Source organism: Streptomyces sp. NPDC059897 (genome assembly GCF_042730865.1).
In the GTDB taxonomy this organism is placed as follows: domain Bacteria; phylum Actinomycetota; class Actinomycetes; order Streptomycetales; family Streptomycetaceae; genus Streptomyces.
In genome coordinates this window covers 221,980-237,025 of record NZ_JBHWKQ010000007.1, presented here as the reverse complement: position 1 = coordinate 237,025, position 15,046 = coordinate 221,980, and the positions used below count along the sequence as shown (strand labels likewise).

Annotated in this window: 11 protein-coding genes; 8 read left to right on the top strand and 3 right to left on the bottom strand. The window is 71.0% G+C overall.

Annotation, left to right across the window (positions count from 1 at the left end; genetic code table 11):
• Positions 1 to 4 precede the first annotated feature (4 nt).
• Entirely contained in the window at positions 5 to 1,279 is a 1,275-nt protein-coding gene (locus ACFV9W_RS11240) for an aspartate aminotransferase family protein (protein ID WP_385758074.1), read from the bottom strand.
• A gap of 26 nt (positions 1,280 to 1,305) precedes the next feature.
• Positions 1,306 to 2,730 carry an amino acid permease gene (locus ACFV9W_RS11235; protein ID WP_385758072.1) on the bottom strand — a complete coding sequence of 475 codons (1,425 nt, stop codon included), beginning with the start codon at positions 2,728 to 2,730 and terminating at the stop codon, positions 1,306 to 1,308.
• A 135-nt stretch (positions 2,731 to 2,865) separates the two neighbouring features.
• Here ACFV9W_RS11235 and ACFV9W_RS11230 point away from each other — a divergent pair, with 135 nt between their 5' ends.
• A complete protein-coding gene (locus ACFV9W_RS11230; RefSeq protein WP_385758070.1) occupies positions 2,866 to 3,543 on the top strand; it encodes a GntR family transcriptional regulator in 678 nt (225 codons plus the stop codon).
• A gap of 21 nt (positions 3,544 to 3,564) precedes the next feature.
• On the opposite strand, the gene ACFV9W_RS11225 is transcribed toward ACFV9W_RS11230, so the two are convergent.
• Positions 3,565 to 4,608, bottom strand: a complete 1,044-nt coding sequence (locus tag ACFV9W_RS11225; protein ID WP_385758067.1) for a LacI family DNA-binding transcriptional regulator — start codon at positions 4,606 to 4,608, stop codon at positions 3,565 to 3,567.
• Between the two features lie 212 nt (positions 4,609 to 4,820).
• Between ACFV9W_RS11225 and ACFV9W_RS11220 the strand changes: the two genes are divergently transcribed.
• From ACFV9W_RS11220 to ACFV9W_RS11190, 7 genes are all read left to right on the top strand, one after another.
• Positions 4,821 to 6,158 (top strand): ABC transporter substrate-binding protein, encoded by a 1,338-nt coding sequence (locus ACFV9W_RS11220; RefSeq protein WP_385758065.1) that lies wholly within the window; start codon positions 4,821 to 4,823, stop codon positions 6,156 to 6,158.
• Complete coding sequence (locus ACFV9W_RS11215; protein WP_385758062.1) at positions 6,155 to 7,123, top strand: carbohydrate ABC transporter permease; 969 nt, start codon at positions 6,155 to 6,157, stop codon at positions 7,121 to 7,123. Before ACFV9W_RS11220 ends, ACFV9W_RS11215 begins: the two co-directional genes overlap by 4 nt.
• Entirely contained in the window at positions 7,120 to 7,956 is an 837-nt protein-coding gene (locus ACFV9W_RS11210; protein WP_385758059.1) for a carbohydrate ABC transporter permease, read from the top strand. Before ACFV9W_RS11215 ends, ACFV9W_RS11210 begins: the two co-directional genes overlap by 4 nt.
• A gap of 6 nt (positions 7,957 to 7,962) precedes the next feature.
• The gene (locus tag ACFV9W_RS11205) at positions 7,963 to 8,574 is read left to right on the top strand and encodes a hypothetical protein (protein ID WP_385758056.1); all 612 of its coding nucleotides are present in this window, start codon (positions 7,963 to 7,965) and stop codon (positions 8,572 to 8,574) included.
• Positions 8,575 to 8,585: 11 nt separating this feature from the next.
• Positions 8,586 to 10,421, top strand: a complete 1,836-nt coding sequence (locus ACFV9W_RS11200; RefSeq protein WP_385758053.1) for a sugar-binding domain-containing protein — start codon at positions 8,586 to 8,588, stop codon at positions 10,419 to 10,421.
• A 166-nt stretch (positions 10,422 to 10,587) separates the two neighbouring features.
• Positions 10,588 to 13,713 (top strand): discoidin domain-containing protein, encoded by a 3,126-nt coding sequence (locus tag ACFV9W_RS11195; protein WP_385758051.1) that lies wholly within the window; start codon positions 10,588 to 10,590, stop codon positions 13,711 to 13,713.
• 241 nt (positions 13,714 to 13,954) lie between these two features.
• Positions 13,955 to 15,043: a LacI family DNA-binding transcriptional regulator gene (locus tag ACFV9W_RS11190; protein WP_385758048.1), complete on the top strand. Its 1,089-nt coding sequence runs from the start codon at positions 13,955 to 13,957 to the stop codon at positions 15,041 to 15,043.
• The last annotated feature ends 3 nt before the right edge of the window (positions 15,044 to 15,046 follow it).

Below are 15,046 nucleotides of genomic sequence, written 5' to 3'. Positions count from 1 at the left end.
CGCGTCACCGGCCTTCGTGTGTCGCGAGGACCGTGCCGATGGCGGCGACGAGCCCGCGCAGTTCCTCGTCGGTGGTGATGAACGGCGGGCTGATCTGCACGGTGTTGCCGCGCAGCGGGCGGGTGACGTAGCCGTGCTCGACGAGTTCGTCGGTGACCGCCTCCGCGCTGATGTCGTCGACGAGGGCAACACCGCCGAGCAGCCCCGCGACCCGTGTCTCGACGACGGACTCCCGGGTGTTCAGGACCCGCAGCTCGTCGGCGAGTACCTGCTCGAGGTCGGCGACCCGGGGCACCAGCTTCTCCTCGTCGAGGATGTCGAGGTTGCGCAGGGCCACGGCGCAGGAGGTGGCGTGTCCGGAGTAGGTGAGGCCGTGCCGGAACACGGGTGTGTCGTCGGCGTCCCGGTAGAACGGCTGCCAGATGTGCGGGGCGACGAGGACTCCGCCGAGCGGGGCGTAGCCGGAGGTGACGCCCTTGGCGAAGGTGATCAGGTCGGGTGTCAGGCCGTAGCGCTGGGTCGCGAACATGTGGCCCGTGCGCCCGAATCCGGTGATCACCTCGTCGATGATCAGCAGGATGTCGTGTTCGCGGCAGATGCGTTGCAGGCCTTCGAGGTAGCCGGGCGCGGGCGGGATGACACCGCCGGTGCCCTGGACGGGTTCGGCGACGATCGCCGCGATGTGTTCCGGTCCGATCTCCCGTACGGTGCGTTCGACCGCGTCGATGTCGTCCGTGGAGACGCGCGCGGTCTCCGGGACCAGGGACTCGGTGCCGTAGCCGGTCCGGTTGAATTCGAGGCCCGCGATGCTCGTGCCGTAGGCGTGCAGGCCGTGGTAGGCGTACTCGCGGCTGAGGATCACGGTCTTGTCCGCGCGGCCCGCCTGCTGCCAGTGCCTGCGGGCGAGCTTGCAGGCGACGTCGATGGCGTCGCTGCCACCACTGCCCAGGATGACTTTGGGGTCGTCGATGGGTGACAGGCCGGCGAGGCGTTCGCCGAGGGCCACCGCGCGGTCGTTCAGGTAGCGGCCGAAGACGTGGTACGTCTCCAGGCGCCTCATCTGGTCGTGGGCGGCGTCGGCGAGTTCAGGGCGCGAATGACCGACGTTGGCGTGCCACAGTCCGGCGGTGCCGTCGAAGAGGCGGCGGCCGTCCGTGGCGTACAGGTAGCTGCCTTCGGCGCGTTCGATGGTCAGCTGGCGGCCGAGGACGGACGGGAGGTGGGCCTGCGCGCTCCACAGGGCGGGCCCCGACAGGACGGGCGGGTTCTCCTGGGCCATGGGGTTCTCCGTAAGGGGTGGGGGTGTCAGTGTGTGGTGCCGGCGTGTCGCCGGGACCGTACGAGCACGTAGGTGACGAGGATCGCGGCCAGGCTCAGGACGCTGAGGTAGAGCTGCGAGCGTGCGTCGGGGACCAGGAGCATCGAGCTCAGGACGACGATGATGGCGGCGAGAGTGGCCCAACTCAGGTACGGGTAGGCCCACATGCGCAGCTTGAGCCGTTCCGGGGCCTCGCGTTCCAGCTGTCGCCGCATGCGCAGCTGCGAGCCGGCGATGATCGCGTAGACGAACAGGCCGACGGCGCCCGCCGAGTTGATGATGAAGTTGAAGATGGTGTCCGGGGCGACATAGCTCATGGCGACGGCCACGTATCCGACGGACGTGCAGGCCAGGATGGCCTTCCAGGGGGTGCCCTTGCGGCTGCGGTGGGCGACCCAGCGGGGTGCCCACTGGTTGCGCTGGAGGGCGAAGAGCATCCGCGAGGCCGTGTAGAGACCGGAGTTGAGGACGGAGAGGACGGAGGTGAGGACCACGACGTTGATGACGGTCGTCGCGGCGGGGACGCCCATCTTGCCGAAGGCGGCCGCGTACGGGCTGGTCTCGACCGGGATCCGGTCCCACGGCGTCATCATCACCAGCAGGGTGACGGACCCGACGTAGAAGATGATGACCCGCCACACCGTGGACGAGGTCGCCTTCACGACGGACTTCACCGGGTCGTCGGACTCGGCGGCGGCGATGGTAACGATCTCGGTGCCGACGTAGGAGAAGATCACGAGGACGACGCCGTGCAGGATGGCCGAGAGGCCGTGCGGGGCGAAGCCGTCGAGGGCGACATTGCCCACGGACAGCGTCGCGTCCGGCCACAGTCCGAGGACGAAGAGGGTGCCCGCGACGAGGAACACGACGATGGTGACGACCTTGATGGAGGCCAGCCAGAACTCGGTCTCGCCGAACGAGCGGGTCGACACCAGGTTCGTGGCCGTCAGCAGTGTCATCAGGACGAGCGAGAGGAGCCACTGAGGTACGCCGGGTATCCACAGCATCAGCAGCTTGGCGCCCGCGACCGCCTCGAAGGCGACGACGCCGACCCAGAAGTACCAGTACAGCCAGCCGATGGTGTATCCGGCCCAGCCGCCGAGCGAGGTCCTCGCGTACTCCATGAACGAGCCGAGGGTCGGTGCGGCCGTCGCCATCTCGCCGAGCATCCGCATGACAAGGATGACCAGGACGCCGCCGAGCGCGTAGGACAGGATGCTGGCTGGTCCTACGGTGTGGATGACGGCGCCGCTGCCGACGAAGAGGCTGGCGCCGACGATGCCGCCGAGGGCGATCATCCGGACGTGGCGCTGCCTGAGGGTGCGGGGCGCGTCGGAGGGCGGTCGCTGCTCCGGGACCGTGCCGTCACCCCTGCCCGGATCGATCCTGTCGTTCTCGCGAGTTGTCCGCACTGTTGAGGGCCCTCCTGCCGCATCGGTTCAGTGGGTCACGCAGGCGACGGGCCGTGATCGGCCGAAGCAGTGCGCAACTGTAGAACAGTTCTACTGTTCGGCACCAGAGGTCGCGGGATGGCTACGATGACGCCCATGACGGCACTTGAGGGGCTGGTGGCCCAGCGGACCACGACCGCGCAGCAGATCGCCGACGGGCTGTCGGAGCGGATCCTCGCCGGGTCGTTCCGGCCGGGCGAGCGGCTGCGCGAGAGCGCCATCGCCGCCGAGCTCGGCATCGCCCGCAACACGGTGCGCGAGGCCGTCCGGCTCCTCGAGCACGGCGGCCTGATCCGGTTCCAGGCCAATCGCGGGGCGGTGGTCATCTCCCCCACGCCGCGCAGCGTCGACGAGCTCTACACGGCGCGCGAACATCTGGAGGCGGCAGCCCTCGCGGCGCCCCTCGGCGCGGCTCAACTGGCGTCCGTGGAGGCGGCGTACGAACACCTCGTCACGGTCACGGCCTCACTGCGGCGCGCCGACATCGTGGCCGCCGACCTGGCCTTCCACGGGGCGATCGTGGCGACGCTCGGCAACGCGCGTCTCGACGCGTTCTACGCCGGGCTCACCCGTGAACTGCGCTTCTACCTCATGGCGTTGTCCGCCCACGAACGCGAGAACGAGAACCCGCGCAGGCTGCTCGGCGAGCACGAACCGCTGATGGCGGCGATCCGCGCGGGCGACGCGGAGCGTGCGCAATGGGAGGCGCGGCATCACATCGCGTCGAACGGGGCGCGGGTGCAGGAGATTCTGGCGGCGTCCTTCGAGGGCTGAACCACCGGCGGGGGCAGCCGCTCAGGGGTCCAGCGGCTCCCGCTCGCCGCCGCTGGACTCCCGCACCTCCAGCCAGTGCGGCGCCACATGCACCTCGAACGGCGGGGGCTCCTGCGCGCGGACCCGGTCGGCCAGACACTTCACCGCCAGTGCGGCGATCGCCGACTTGTCCGGGACCACTGAGGTCAGCGAAGGAGTGCCGTAGCGGGCCTCCTCCGAACCGTCGACACCGGCCAGGGCCACGTCGTCGGGGATGCTCAGGCCCGCCTCGTGCAGGGCGCGCCGGGCGCCGACGGCCAGCAGGTCGCTGAAGCAGAAGACGGCGTCCGGGCGCTGCTCCTCGGGGAGTTCGGTCAGAGTGCGCATCGCCAGGAGGCCGTTGCGGCGGTCGAAGTCCTTGATCTGGGGCGCGAGGCGCGGGTCGTAGGTCAGGCCCGCGTCGTGCAGCGCCTGCTGGAAGCCCTCCAGGCGTTGGCGGCTGGTCGCGGAGCCGGCCTTGTCGACGCCGATCGCGGCGATGCGGGTGCGGCCGAGGCCCGCCAGGTGTGCGGTGGCCTCGCGGGCGGCCGCCACGTTGTCGATGAGGACGTGGTCCGCCACCACCCGGTCGCCCTCGTAGCTGCGCTCGCCGAGCAGAACGAGGGGGAACTGGTCGGTGACGGGCGCCAGTTCGTCCGGTGAGACATGCAGCGGCGAGAGGATCACACCGTCCAGGAGGGACGCGCCGACGCCGGTCGCGAGGCGGAGTTCCTCCTTGGTGTCACCGAGGGTCTCCTCGATGAGGACGGTGAAGCCGAGGGCCGCGGCCTCCATGCGTACGTGGTGGGCGAGTTCCGCGAAATAGGGCGTCGCGAGGTCGGGGACGGCGAGGGCGATCAGGCCGCTGCGTCCGGTCCGCAGCCGACGGGCCGAGGGGTTGGGCCGGTATCCGAGTTCCTGTACGGCACGCATCACGCGGGTCCGTGTGCTGTCCGACACCCGTGGCGCGTCCCGTACAACGTTGGAAACCGTTTTGATCGACACCCCCGCCCGCTCGGCGACGTCCTTGAGCGTCACTGCTGCCACCGCTCGACTCCCCTCACCTGGTTCTCTCCGATTATGCATGTGGCGCCCGCCGTTCACAGCCCTGGGGCCGGTCCGAGTTCATCTGCGCCAGAGGGTTGACCGCGATGACACCCACTGGTTACAACGTTGGAATCTGCCGTCGTCGAAGCGCGCCGCGACCGCTGCGCGCCGCCCACGGTGCCCCACACGCCTGCCTCACCGAGAGGTCCCTCATGCCCGAGTCCCGAAGCGGCCCGCGCCCCCACCCCAGCCGCCGGGCCGTCCTGACCACCGCGGCCGCCGGGGTCGGCGCCGCGCTGACCGGCACGCTGTCCGGCTGTTCCACCGCGAGCGGCGGCACATCGCGCGGTGTCACCCTCACGTTCTCCTGGTGGGGCAATGACGACCGCGCCGCGCGCACCGAGAAGGCGGTACGCCTCTTCGAGAAGGAGCACCCCGGCGTCACCGTCCGCACGTCCAACGGCGAATTCGGCGCCTATCTGCAGAAGTTGGCGACGCAGGCCGCGGGCGGCGGCGTCCCCGACGTGGTGCAGCTCGACTACCGGCAGGTGTCCCAGTACGCCGGCGGTGACGCGCTGATGTCACTGGACGATGCCATCGAACGCGGCACCATCGACACGTCCGACATGGACCACACCTTCCTGCGCACCGGCACGTACCGCGGCGGCCAGTTCGCCCTTCCGATGGGCCGTGGCATCACGGGTTTCGCCTACGACTCGAAGATCTTCAAGCAGGCCGGGATCGGCACGCCCCGCCCCGACTGGACCTGGCAGGAGTGGGCCGACACCAACAGGAAGGTCACCGCGCTCGGCCTGAAGTCCCCCGACGGGCGGCCATTGCGCGGCGCCAACGACGGCGGCGGCAACGAGGACATCTTCGAGGACTGGCTGCGCGGTCGCGGCGGCAAGCTCTACAAGAGCCAGACCGAACTCGCCTTCACGGAGGACGACCTCACCGAGTTCTGGACGCTCTACGACCGCCTCCGCAGGGACGGCGCCATCGCCGAACCCCGTGACACCGTGCAGGCGACGAACACCGAGATGTCCCCGATGGGCCGCCGTCTCGCCGCGTCCGACTTCACGTGGGACGCGCCCTTCCCCGGCTATGTCGACCTGCTCGGCGAGCAGGTGCACTACGCGCCCGTGCCCACGACCGACGGCAGGCAGGGCGCGTACTTCAAACCGAGCATGCTCCTCGGCATCGGCGCGCACTCCGCACACCCCAAGGAGGCCGCCCAGCTGGTGGACTTCCTGCTCAATGACACACGCGCGGGAGACATTCTCGGGTTCTCCCGGTCCACCCCGCCGAACCGGACGATCGCGGCCCGCGTCGGCAGGACGCTCGAGGGCACCGAGCTGGAGATCTTCCGGTACGCGCAGACGATGGAGAAGTACGGCCTCGACGCTCCGCCGACCGCCCCGCCGCCCGCCGACCTGGCGATCCAGCCCACGTTCACCCGCGTGCACCAGCGCATGATCTACGGCAGGGCCACGCCCCGGCAGGCGGCGCGCGAACTCATCGACGCGGCCAACAAGGAGCTGAGGTCATGAGCGCACTCACCACCAAGGCGCCCGCCCCCGCACACCACGACTCCGAGGGGCCGGCCTCCGGCGGCCGGGTCCGCCGGGTGCGCGAGAAGCAGTGGCCCGCCTATGTGTTCCTGACGCCGTGGATGATCGGCGCGGCCGTGCTGACGCTCGTACCCATGGCTGTGTCGCTGTATCTGTCGTTCACGGACTACAACCTCTTCGACGCGCCGAAGTGGATCGGCCTGCGCAACTACGCCGACATGCTCACCGACGACCCACGCTACTGGCGCTCGGTCGGCACCACGATGCTGTACGTCGTCGTGGCCGTCCCGCTGAAGCTGGGGCTCGCCCTCGGTGTGGCCATGCTCCTGAAGAACCTCGGCCGGGGCCGGGCCTTCTACCGCTCGGCGTTCTACGCCCCGTCGCTGCTCGGGGCGAGCATGTCCATCGCCCTGGTGTGGCGGGCGCTGTTCAACGACGGCGGGACCGTCTCCCGCGCCCTCGGCTCGATCGGCATCCACACGGGCGGCTGGGTCGGCAACGCCGATCTGTCGGTGTACGTGATCGTGCTGCTGACGGTGTGGCAGTTCGGCGCGCCCATGGTGATCTTCCTGGCGGGGCTGCAGCAGATCTCGCCCGATCTGTACGAGGCGGCGGCGCTGGACGGGGCGGGCCGCTGGCGGCAGTTCGTGTCGGTGACCGTCCCGATGCTGTCCCCGGTCGTCTTCTTCAACCTGGTCCTCGAAGTCATCAACTCCTTCCAGGTGTTCACGCCCGCGTTCGCCGTCAGCGGCGGCGAGGGCGGCCCCGCGGACTCGACGCTGTTCTACACGCTGTACCTGTACGAGCGCGGCTTCACGGCCTCGCACATGGGCTACGCCTCGGCGATGGCCTGGCTGCTGCTGATCGCGATCGGCGTGGTCACCCTGATCCTCTTCCGGACGTCCCGGTCCTGGGTCTTCTACGCGGACGAGGAGGGCAAATGAACATCGCCGCGAAGCGGTGGGTGCCGCACACCATCGCCTCCGTGTGCCTGCTGGTGCTGCTGTACCCGCTGGCCTGGCTGCTCGCCACGTCGCTGAAGCCGGCCGACGAGGTCATCGCCAGCCTCGACCTGTGGCCGAGCCGCCTGGAGTGGGGCAACTACACGACCGCCCTCGAAGGGGTGTCGGGCATCCCGGTGAGCCGGCTGCTCGGCAACTCCCTGCTCATCGCCGGGGGTTCCGTCCTCGGCAATGTGCTGTCCTGCTCACTGGCCGCGTACGCGTTCGCGCGGCTGCGGTTCCGGATGAGCAGGCCGATGTTCGGCTTCATGGTGGCGACGCTGATGCTGCCGCACCACGTCGTACTGATCCCGCAATACATCATCTTCAACCGGCTCGGCCTCACGGACACGTTCTGGCCGCTGATCCTGCCGAAGTTCCTCGCCACCGAGGCGTTCTTCGTGTTCCTCATCGTGCAGTTCATGCGGGGCCTTCCGCGGGAGCTGGAGGAGTCGGCGCGGATCGACGGCTGCGGCCCGTTCCGAACCTACTGGGCGATCACGCTGCCGCTCAGCCGTCCGGCGCTGATCACCACGGCCATCTTCACGTTCATCTGGACGTGGAACGACTTCTTCACGCAGATGATCTATCTGTTCTCGCCGGAGAAGTCGACGATCACCCTGGCCCTGCGCAGTTTCGTCGACCAGGGCAGCACCTCCGCGTACGGGCCGATGTTCGCCATGTCGGTGATCTCCGTGCTGCCGATCGTGCTGTTCTTCTTCGTCTTCCAGCGCTATCTCGTGCAGGGCATGGCGACCTCCGGGCTGAAGGGCTGAGACACCATGACCCACACACCCCTCGCGCCGCGCGGCGCGGGACGGCGACGCCGGGAGCCCGGTGAGGTGTTCGGCGGCGGCTTCTCGCTCTTCGCGGACATGCTGCTCGTCGGCCTGCTGACCAGCGTGGCCTGCCTGCCGGTCGTCACGGCGCCGGCCGCCTTCTCGGCGGCGTCGGCGACGCTGCGGGGCACGGCGCGCAGCGGAGTCCAGATCAGTGTCCGCGGATACGCGGGTGAGCTGCGCGCACGCCTCGGCGGGCGCTCCCTCGTGGCCGGGCTCGTGCCGCCGCTGGTCGCCCTGCTCCTGTTCCTCGACAGCCGACTGCTCGGCAGCGGACTACCGGGAGCGCGGGTCCTGGCCCCCGTACTTCTGCTGCTCGGTCTGGGTGCCGCGGTCGTGGGGCTGCGGGCCACGGCCCTGGAGGAGCCGCATCGGCTGTCCGCGCGGGAGGGGCTCGTCCGCTCGCTCGCCGATCCGCGCGGCAGCCTGCTCCTCGCGGGCGCCGTGGTCCTGGCCGTGCTCCTCGCGTGGGCGATGCCGATGCTCGTCCCTCTGCTGCCGGGACCGCTGGCGTTCGCCGCGACAGCCGTCGACCTCCGCTCCCCCACGCCCTGACGCCTCGCCCCGTGTCCCCCGAACAACGCACCACACCACCGGAGTTCTCCTTGTCTCACACCCACCTCGACGTCGCAGGTCACCCTCGGCCGCAGCTCGTCCGGGACCCCGACTGGCACGACCTCTGCGGCCCATGGGGGTTCGCACGGGACGATGCCGACCGCGGCCGTTCGGAGCGCTGGATGGATCCCGGCGTCACCGCGCCGTACACCGACGTGGTGACCGTGCCCTACCCGCCCGAGTCCGAGGCGTCGGGGGTGCGCGACCCCGCCTTCCACCCCGTGCTCTGGTACCGCCGCACGATCGACGTGACCCGGCCCGCCGCGGGCCGCCGCCTGCTGCTGCACTTCGGCGCGGTCGACCACCGCGCGGAGGTCTGGGTGGACGGCCGCCTCGTCGGCCGCCACGAGGGCGGTCACACCGGCTTCTCCTGCGATGTCACCGACGTCCTCGACGGCGACGGCGAGCACGTCGTCGTGGTCCGCACGGAGGACCAGCCGCTCGATGTCACGCAGCCGCGCGGAAAGCAGGACTGGCACCGTGACCCGCACATCATCTGGTACCACCGCACCTCGGGAATCTGGCAGCCCGTGTGGCTGGAGGAGGTGCCCGAGCTGCATGTGACGACGCTGCACTGGACCCCCGACGTCGCGAACGCCCGCGTACGGTGCCGGGTGCGCCTGAGCCGGTGGCCCGCCTCGCCCGTGCGGGTGTCGGTGCGTCTCGCGCTCGGCGAGCGTGTCCTCGCCGACCAGCGGATCCTCGCCGAGGGGCAGGAGACGACGTTCGACGTAGCGATGCCCGCGCTGCGCAACGGCCAGGACCTGGACGGTGTGCTGTGGAGCCCGGAGCGGCCGCACCTCGTGGACGCGGCCGTCGAGGTGGCGGACGCGCAGGACGGTACGGCCGTCGACCGTGTCTCCTCGTACCTGGGGCTGCGTGACATCGGCTGGGACGACGGCCTGTTCCTCCTCAACCACAAGCCGTACTTCCTGCGGCTCGCACTCCAGCAGGGGTACTGGCCGGGCTCGCACCTCGCGGCGTCGGCGGACGAGCTGCGCCGGGAGGCCGAACTGGCCAAGGAGATCGGCCTCAACGGGCTGCGCCTCCACCAGAAGATCGAGGACCCGCGCTTCCTGTACTGGGCGGACCGGCTCGGCCTCGTGCTGTGGGGCGAGATGCCGTCGGCGTACGCGTTCGGCGCGACCACCGTCGAGCGGGTGGTCGCCGAGTGGACCGAGGCGATCGCGCGCGACCTGAGCCACCCCTCGATCGTCGCGTGGGTCCCCCTCAACGAATCCTGGTCCGTGCCCCATCCGGCGCTGGTGCCCGAGCAGCGCCACTTCATGGACGCCCTGTACCACCTGACGAAGGCCCTCGACCCCTCGCGGCCCGCCGTCTCGAACGACGGCTGGGAGATCTCCGCCGCCGACATGTGGGGCGTGCACGACTACACGCAGCGCGCCGATGTGCTGCGCGAGCGCTACGGTCACGCGTCGCTGCGCCAGGGCGAGTTGACCGAGCGATGGCCGGGCGTCCGGCGTCTCACGCTGGACGGGGTGCGGCACGAGGGGCAGCCGGTGGTCCTCAGTGAGTTCGGCGGTGCCACCTTCGAACCGGCCGAGGGCGCCGAGTGGTTCGGCTACGACACCGTCGCCACCGACGAGGACTTCGCCGAGCGTCTTTCGTCCCTGGTGGGGGCCGCCGTGAGCTCGGGGCTCGCCGGGTTCTGCTACACCCAGTTCACCGACACCGAGCAGGAGGTCAACGGCCTGCTCACGGCAGACCGCACACCGAAGCTGCCCGTTCCCGAATTGCGCGCGATCCTCACCAGGACCCGCGGCTGACCCCGGCAACGGCCGGTGTGTGCCCGCGCACGACGTACCGACGCGGGGACACACCGGCCGTCGCACCCTCCCCGCACGACCGTTGACTCCGGCGAACCCGAAATCGAATACTGACCCCCTCCCATCTGACAACGTTGTCTGGTGTTTCGCGAAAGAGGTCCTGCTCATGCCGCACCACCTCCCGCCGCTCCATCGCCGCAGATTCCTGCAGGCCGTCGGCCTCACCGGCGCCATGGCCGCCCTCCCGGCGCTCACCGGGACGAACCCGGCGCGGGCCGCGGGCCGTTCGACCGCTCCGCCGGACGAGATCGCGGCCACCTACCACCGGGTGCTGCTCGACCACACCCGCTGGTCCGAGACCCAGTGGGACGCCGCGCTCGGCCACTACACGGCGAAGGACTTCGGTTTCGCCGTCGTCCTCGGCAACGCGGTCCTGCTGACGCAGGGCACGTACGACGCCGACCGGGCCGGCATCGACCGCGACACCCTCAAGTCGCGCACCCTCACCACCATCCGGCACTTCGCCGCGTCGAACCGGCTGACGGGCGGCACCGAGTGGGGCCGCAAGCTGTTCTTCGACACCACCTTCCAGTCGTACTTCGTGCTCGCCGCGCGCCTCCTGTGGGACGACCTCGACGGCACGACGCGCGACGGGATCGACACCATCACGCGCGAACAGGCCGCGTACACCACGTCCTTGGGGACGGGCGACGACCCCGACTCGGGCGACTGGACACCGAACGGCCTCAAGGGCGGCCACGTCGGTGACACCAAGCTGGAGGAGATGGGCCTGTACGCGCAGACCCTCGCGCCCGCCCTGGCCTGGGCCCCCGACGACCCGCGCCACGCCGACTGGGCGTCCGGCTACGGCACGTGGTCGCGCAACGAGGCCGGACTGCCGCCCGCCGACCTGGCCAACCCGGCGCTCGTCGACGGTGTGCGTGTCTCGCGGAACACCGCGCGGAACCTGTACGACACGTTCATCGTCGAGAACCACGGCTCCTTCGGCCCGCACTACCAGGAGGAGTTGTGGCGCACCTCCGGGCGGAACGCCGCACACTTCCTGGCGGCGGGGCGCCCCCTGCCCGAGGTGCTGACGAAGCAGCCGAACGCCGAACCGTTGTGGCGCACGCTCCTCGGTGTCATGAGCGACGCCGGTGAGCCGTTGATGCCGATGGTCAACGACCGCGAGCACCTGTACGGCCGGGACGTCATCCCGCTCGCGTTCTTCGCGCAGGTCGTGGGCGACCGGGCCGCCGCGCGCGCCGAACAGGCGCTGGCCGAGCGGCTCGAGGCGTACCAGAAGTATCCGCCGGAGCACCACCTCGCCAAGTTCTCCGGGGAGCCGAAGTACGAGCCGGAGGCGCGCGCCGAGCTGGCCATCAGCTATCTGCTGCACGTGTGGGCGGCGGAGGAGGGACGTGACCCGGTCCGCCCGTACACGCAGGAGGAGCTGTTCGCCCACGCGTCCGGGGTCACGGACTTCGGCGCCGGGCCCGGTCTCGTCTCGCACCAGACGCGGGCCGCGTGGGCGGGCGCCGTCAGCAAGTCCGGTTTCGTGAAGTTCGCCTGGCAGCCGGCGCACGACGACTGGCTGTTCAAGCTGAGCGGCGCCACCCCGATGTTCCTGCCCTCGGCCAAGGGCAAGGTGTCCCGTCGCACGGTGCGGCTCTACGAGTCCGTGCGTGACGGTTTCGACGGCAGCGCGAGCGTCCTTCAACTCGAGGGCGGCTACGCGGGGTTCGCGACGCTGCCGACGGGCTCGGTCGTCTACGCGACGAGCGGGACCGGCGCCGGCGAGGGCCACCTGGAGATCCACAACCTCACGATGCCGGGCATGGCGGGCCTCGACGGATCGCGCACGTACCGCTTCGAGGAGGGCAGCGCCTCCGTGCGGGCCCAGGACGGCTCGGGTTCGACGGCGCGCGTCGACACGGTCGACGTCCCGCGCACGGCGGTGCGGCACGTCCGGATGCTCGGGGTGCGGCCCGACCCGACGTACGGGTACTCGTTGTTCGCCCTGGAGGTGCGCGACGGAGCCGACGGGACGGATCTCGCGCGCGGCGGGACGGCGACCGCCTCGTCGAGCGCGACGGGCAGGGGCCCGGGCCTGGCCGTCGACGGTGATGCGACGACCCGGTGGGCCGTCTCCAGGGCTGACCGTCCACGCGCCGACAGCTGGCTCGCGGTGGACCTCGGTGCGACGCACGACATCGACCGGGTGACACTGCGCTGGGAGGCCGCAGCGGGCCGCGCCTACCGCGTCCAGGGGTCGACGGACGGCGAGACCTGGGAGGACCTCACCACCTGGCCGAAGCCGGACGTGAGCAGCCGGGGCGGCTGGCTCGACATCGACGGCCGGGCAGGTCTCGTCGTCCGCGGGGGCCGGCACCCGATCGCGGTGTACGGAGACACCATCATGGCGGCGGACGGCCCTGCGGCACCCGTCGTGGTCGAGGGCTTCGCGGACTCCTCAGCGAGCGCCTTGCGCGCGATGGCCCGCATGCCGTCCGCCACGGCCAGGTCCGGCGAGGTTCAAGTGGCGTTCACCGATGGCCACTTGAGCCTGTTCAATCTGTCGGGCGACCGAGTCACCACCACGGTCGAGGTCCCGCAGCCGGGTGGCCGTCGCACGGTCTTCCAGGGTGACCAGAGTGTCACCGCCGACGGTGTCACCTTCCGGGCGGACCTCGACGCGGCGGAGGCCGTGCTGCTCGCTCCCCGATTCACGCTGGCTCCACTGCCCGGCGACACGCTTCCCGCCGGTCTGCGCGTCCGCGTCGTCGACGGCGCCACCCTCCGCCTCTCCGGCGCCGCGTGCCGGGTCCGGGTCGAGGCGCAGGGCCGCAACGCCGTGGCCACGGTGTCCCGTGCGCGGGAGACGACGCTGCACCTCCCCGGCGCCACCGCCTTCCCGCTGGACGACCGGGCGCTCGGCCGGACCGTCTTCCCGACGAGCCCACTGCCCGACGGCATGTCCGACCCGGCAGCGGCGGTGGACGGCGACCGCGGCACCTCGTGGCGTCCGGGGCCGGGTGGGCGCCTGGTCGTCGACCTCGGCGAAGAGGTCGCGCTGCGCGGCGTGGAGGCCGAGTGGACGGCCGGCGGTGCACCCACCGCCGAGGTGGAACTCAGCGCCGACGGGATCGACTACCGGGTCGCGGGCCGCCTCGACGGCAAGCGCCCGGACCGGACCCTGCCACTCAGCTCGGCCACGGCCCGCTACGTCGCCTTCAAGGTGGTGGGCGAACGGGCGACGGATGCCCGCCTGGTGCGGCTTTCCGTGCGCTGACCTGCGGATCGCCGCCACTTGAGGAACCCGGTCGCCCGCGTGCGGCCGGGTTCGTCGGCGTACCCGAGGCGCGCGAGACGGGCTCGAGGTGGGCTCAACGGGCCTGCCCACTCCCCCCGTTGAACATCGGAAATCTCCGCACAACCCCTTGACCCCGCTCGGGCAGCGCCCGCACAGTACCCGTTAATGCGCATTAGCTAATACGCATTACCAACCACGGACACCTTGAGGAGCGCCAGGCGTGGAGCAACCCAGGAAGCGGGCGAAGCCGGGGCGTGCCCCCGCTCCGGCGGGCCGGAAGTCCCGTCCCCGGCAGTCCGAGGTGGCGCGGCTCGCCGGTGTCTCGCAGGCGACCGTCTCGCTGGTCCTGAACGCCCGCCGCGACGGCAAGGGCGCGACGATCTCCGAGGAGACACGGCAGCGGGTCCTCGACGCGGCGCGCAGCCTCGGCTACGTTCCCGACCCGGCCGCCCGCCGTCTGGCGGCCGCCCGCAACAACCTGCTCGGTGTCTTCAGCTTCACGTCGACGTTCCCGACGGATGTGCAGCACTCGTACTACCCGTTCCTGGTGGGTGTGGAGCAGGAGGCCGCCGCGCGCGGCTACGACCTGGTCCTGTTCACCGCGTCCAGCGGTGGCGGTCCGGACGCGCTCAGCCGTGTGCGGCTCGCCGACGGGTGCCTCTTCCTCGGCCGGCATGTGCCGCGCGCCGAGCTGAAGCGGCTCGTCGCCGACGGGTTCCCGGTCGTACACCTCGGGCGCCGGGAGGAGTTGGAGGGGCTCGCGTGGGTGGGCGCCGACTACGTGAGCGCGAGCCGTGACGTGGTGGCACACCTCGCCGGGTTGGGGCATCGCCGCATCGTGCTCGTGCGCGAGGACGACGACGCGCCCGCCTCGACGGACCGGCAGCAGGGCTTCCTCGACGGGCTCGACGGGGCGGGGCTCGCCAGCGGACCCGACGCCGTGCTGCGGTGCGCCGATCCGGCGTCCGAGGTGACGGCCGAGCGGGTCGGGGAACTGGTCGCGGACGGTGTCACCGCGTTCGTGGCGGAGGAGACGGACACCGGGGCGGCGTGGCAGGCGCTGAAGGAAGCGGTGGCGGGGGCCGGGCTCTCGTGTCCGGGTGATGTCTCCCTCGCGCTGCTCGGCAGCCCGCCTCCGGAGCTGGCCACGGGTCCCGTCCCGACCGGGTTCGACGTGCCACGGCACGAGTTGGGCGCGGCGGCGGTGCGGCTGCTGTCCGCGCAGGTGGCCGGCGAGGAGACGGACGAACCGTTGGTGGCCTGCGAGTTCCGGGCCGGGCGGACGGCCGGACCGGCACCCACCCCGTAGACG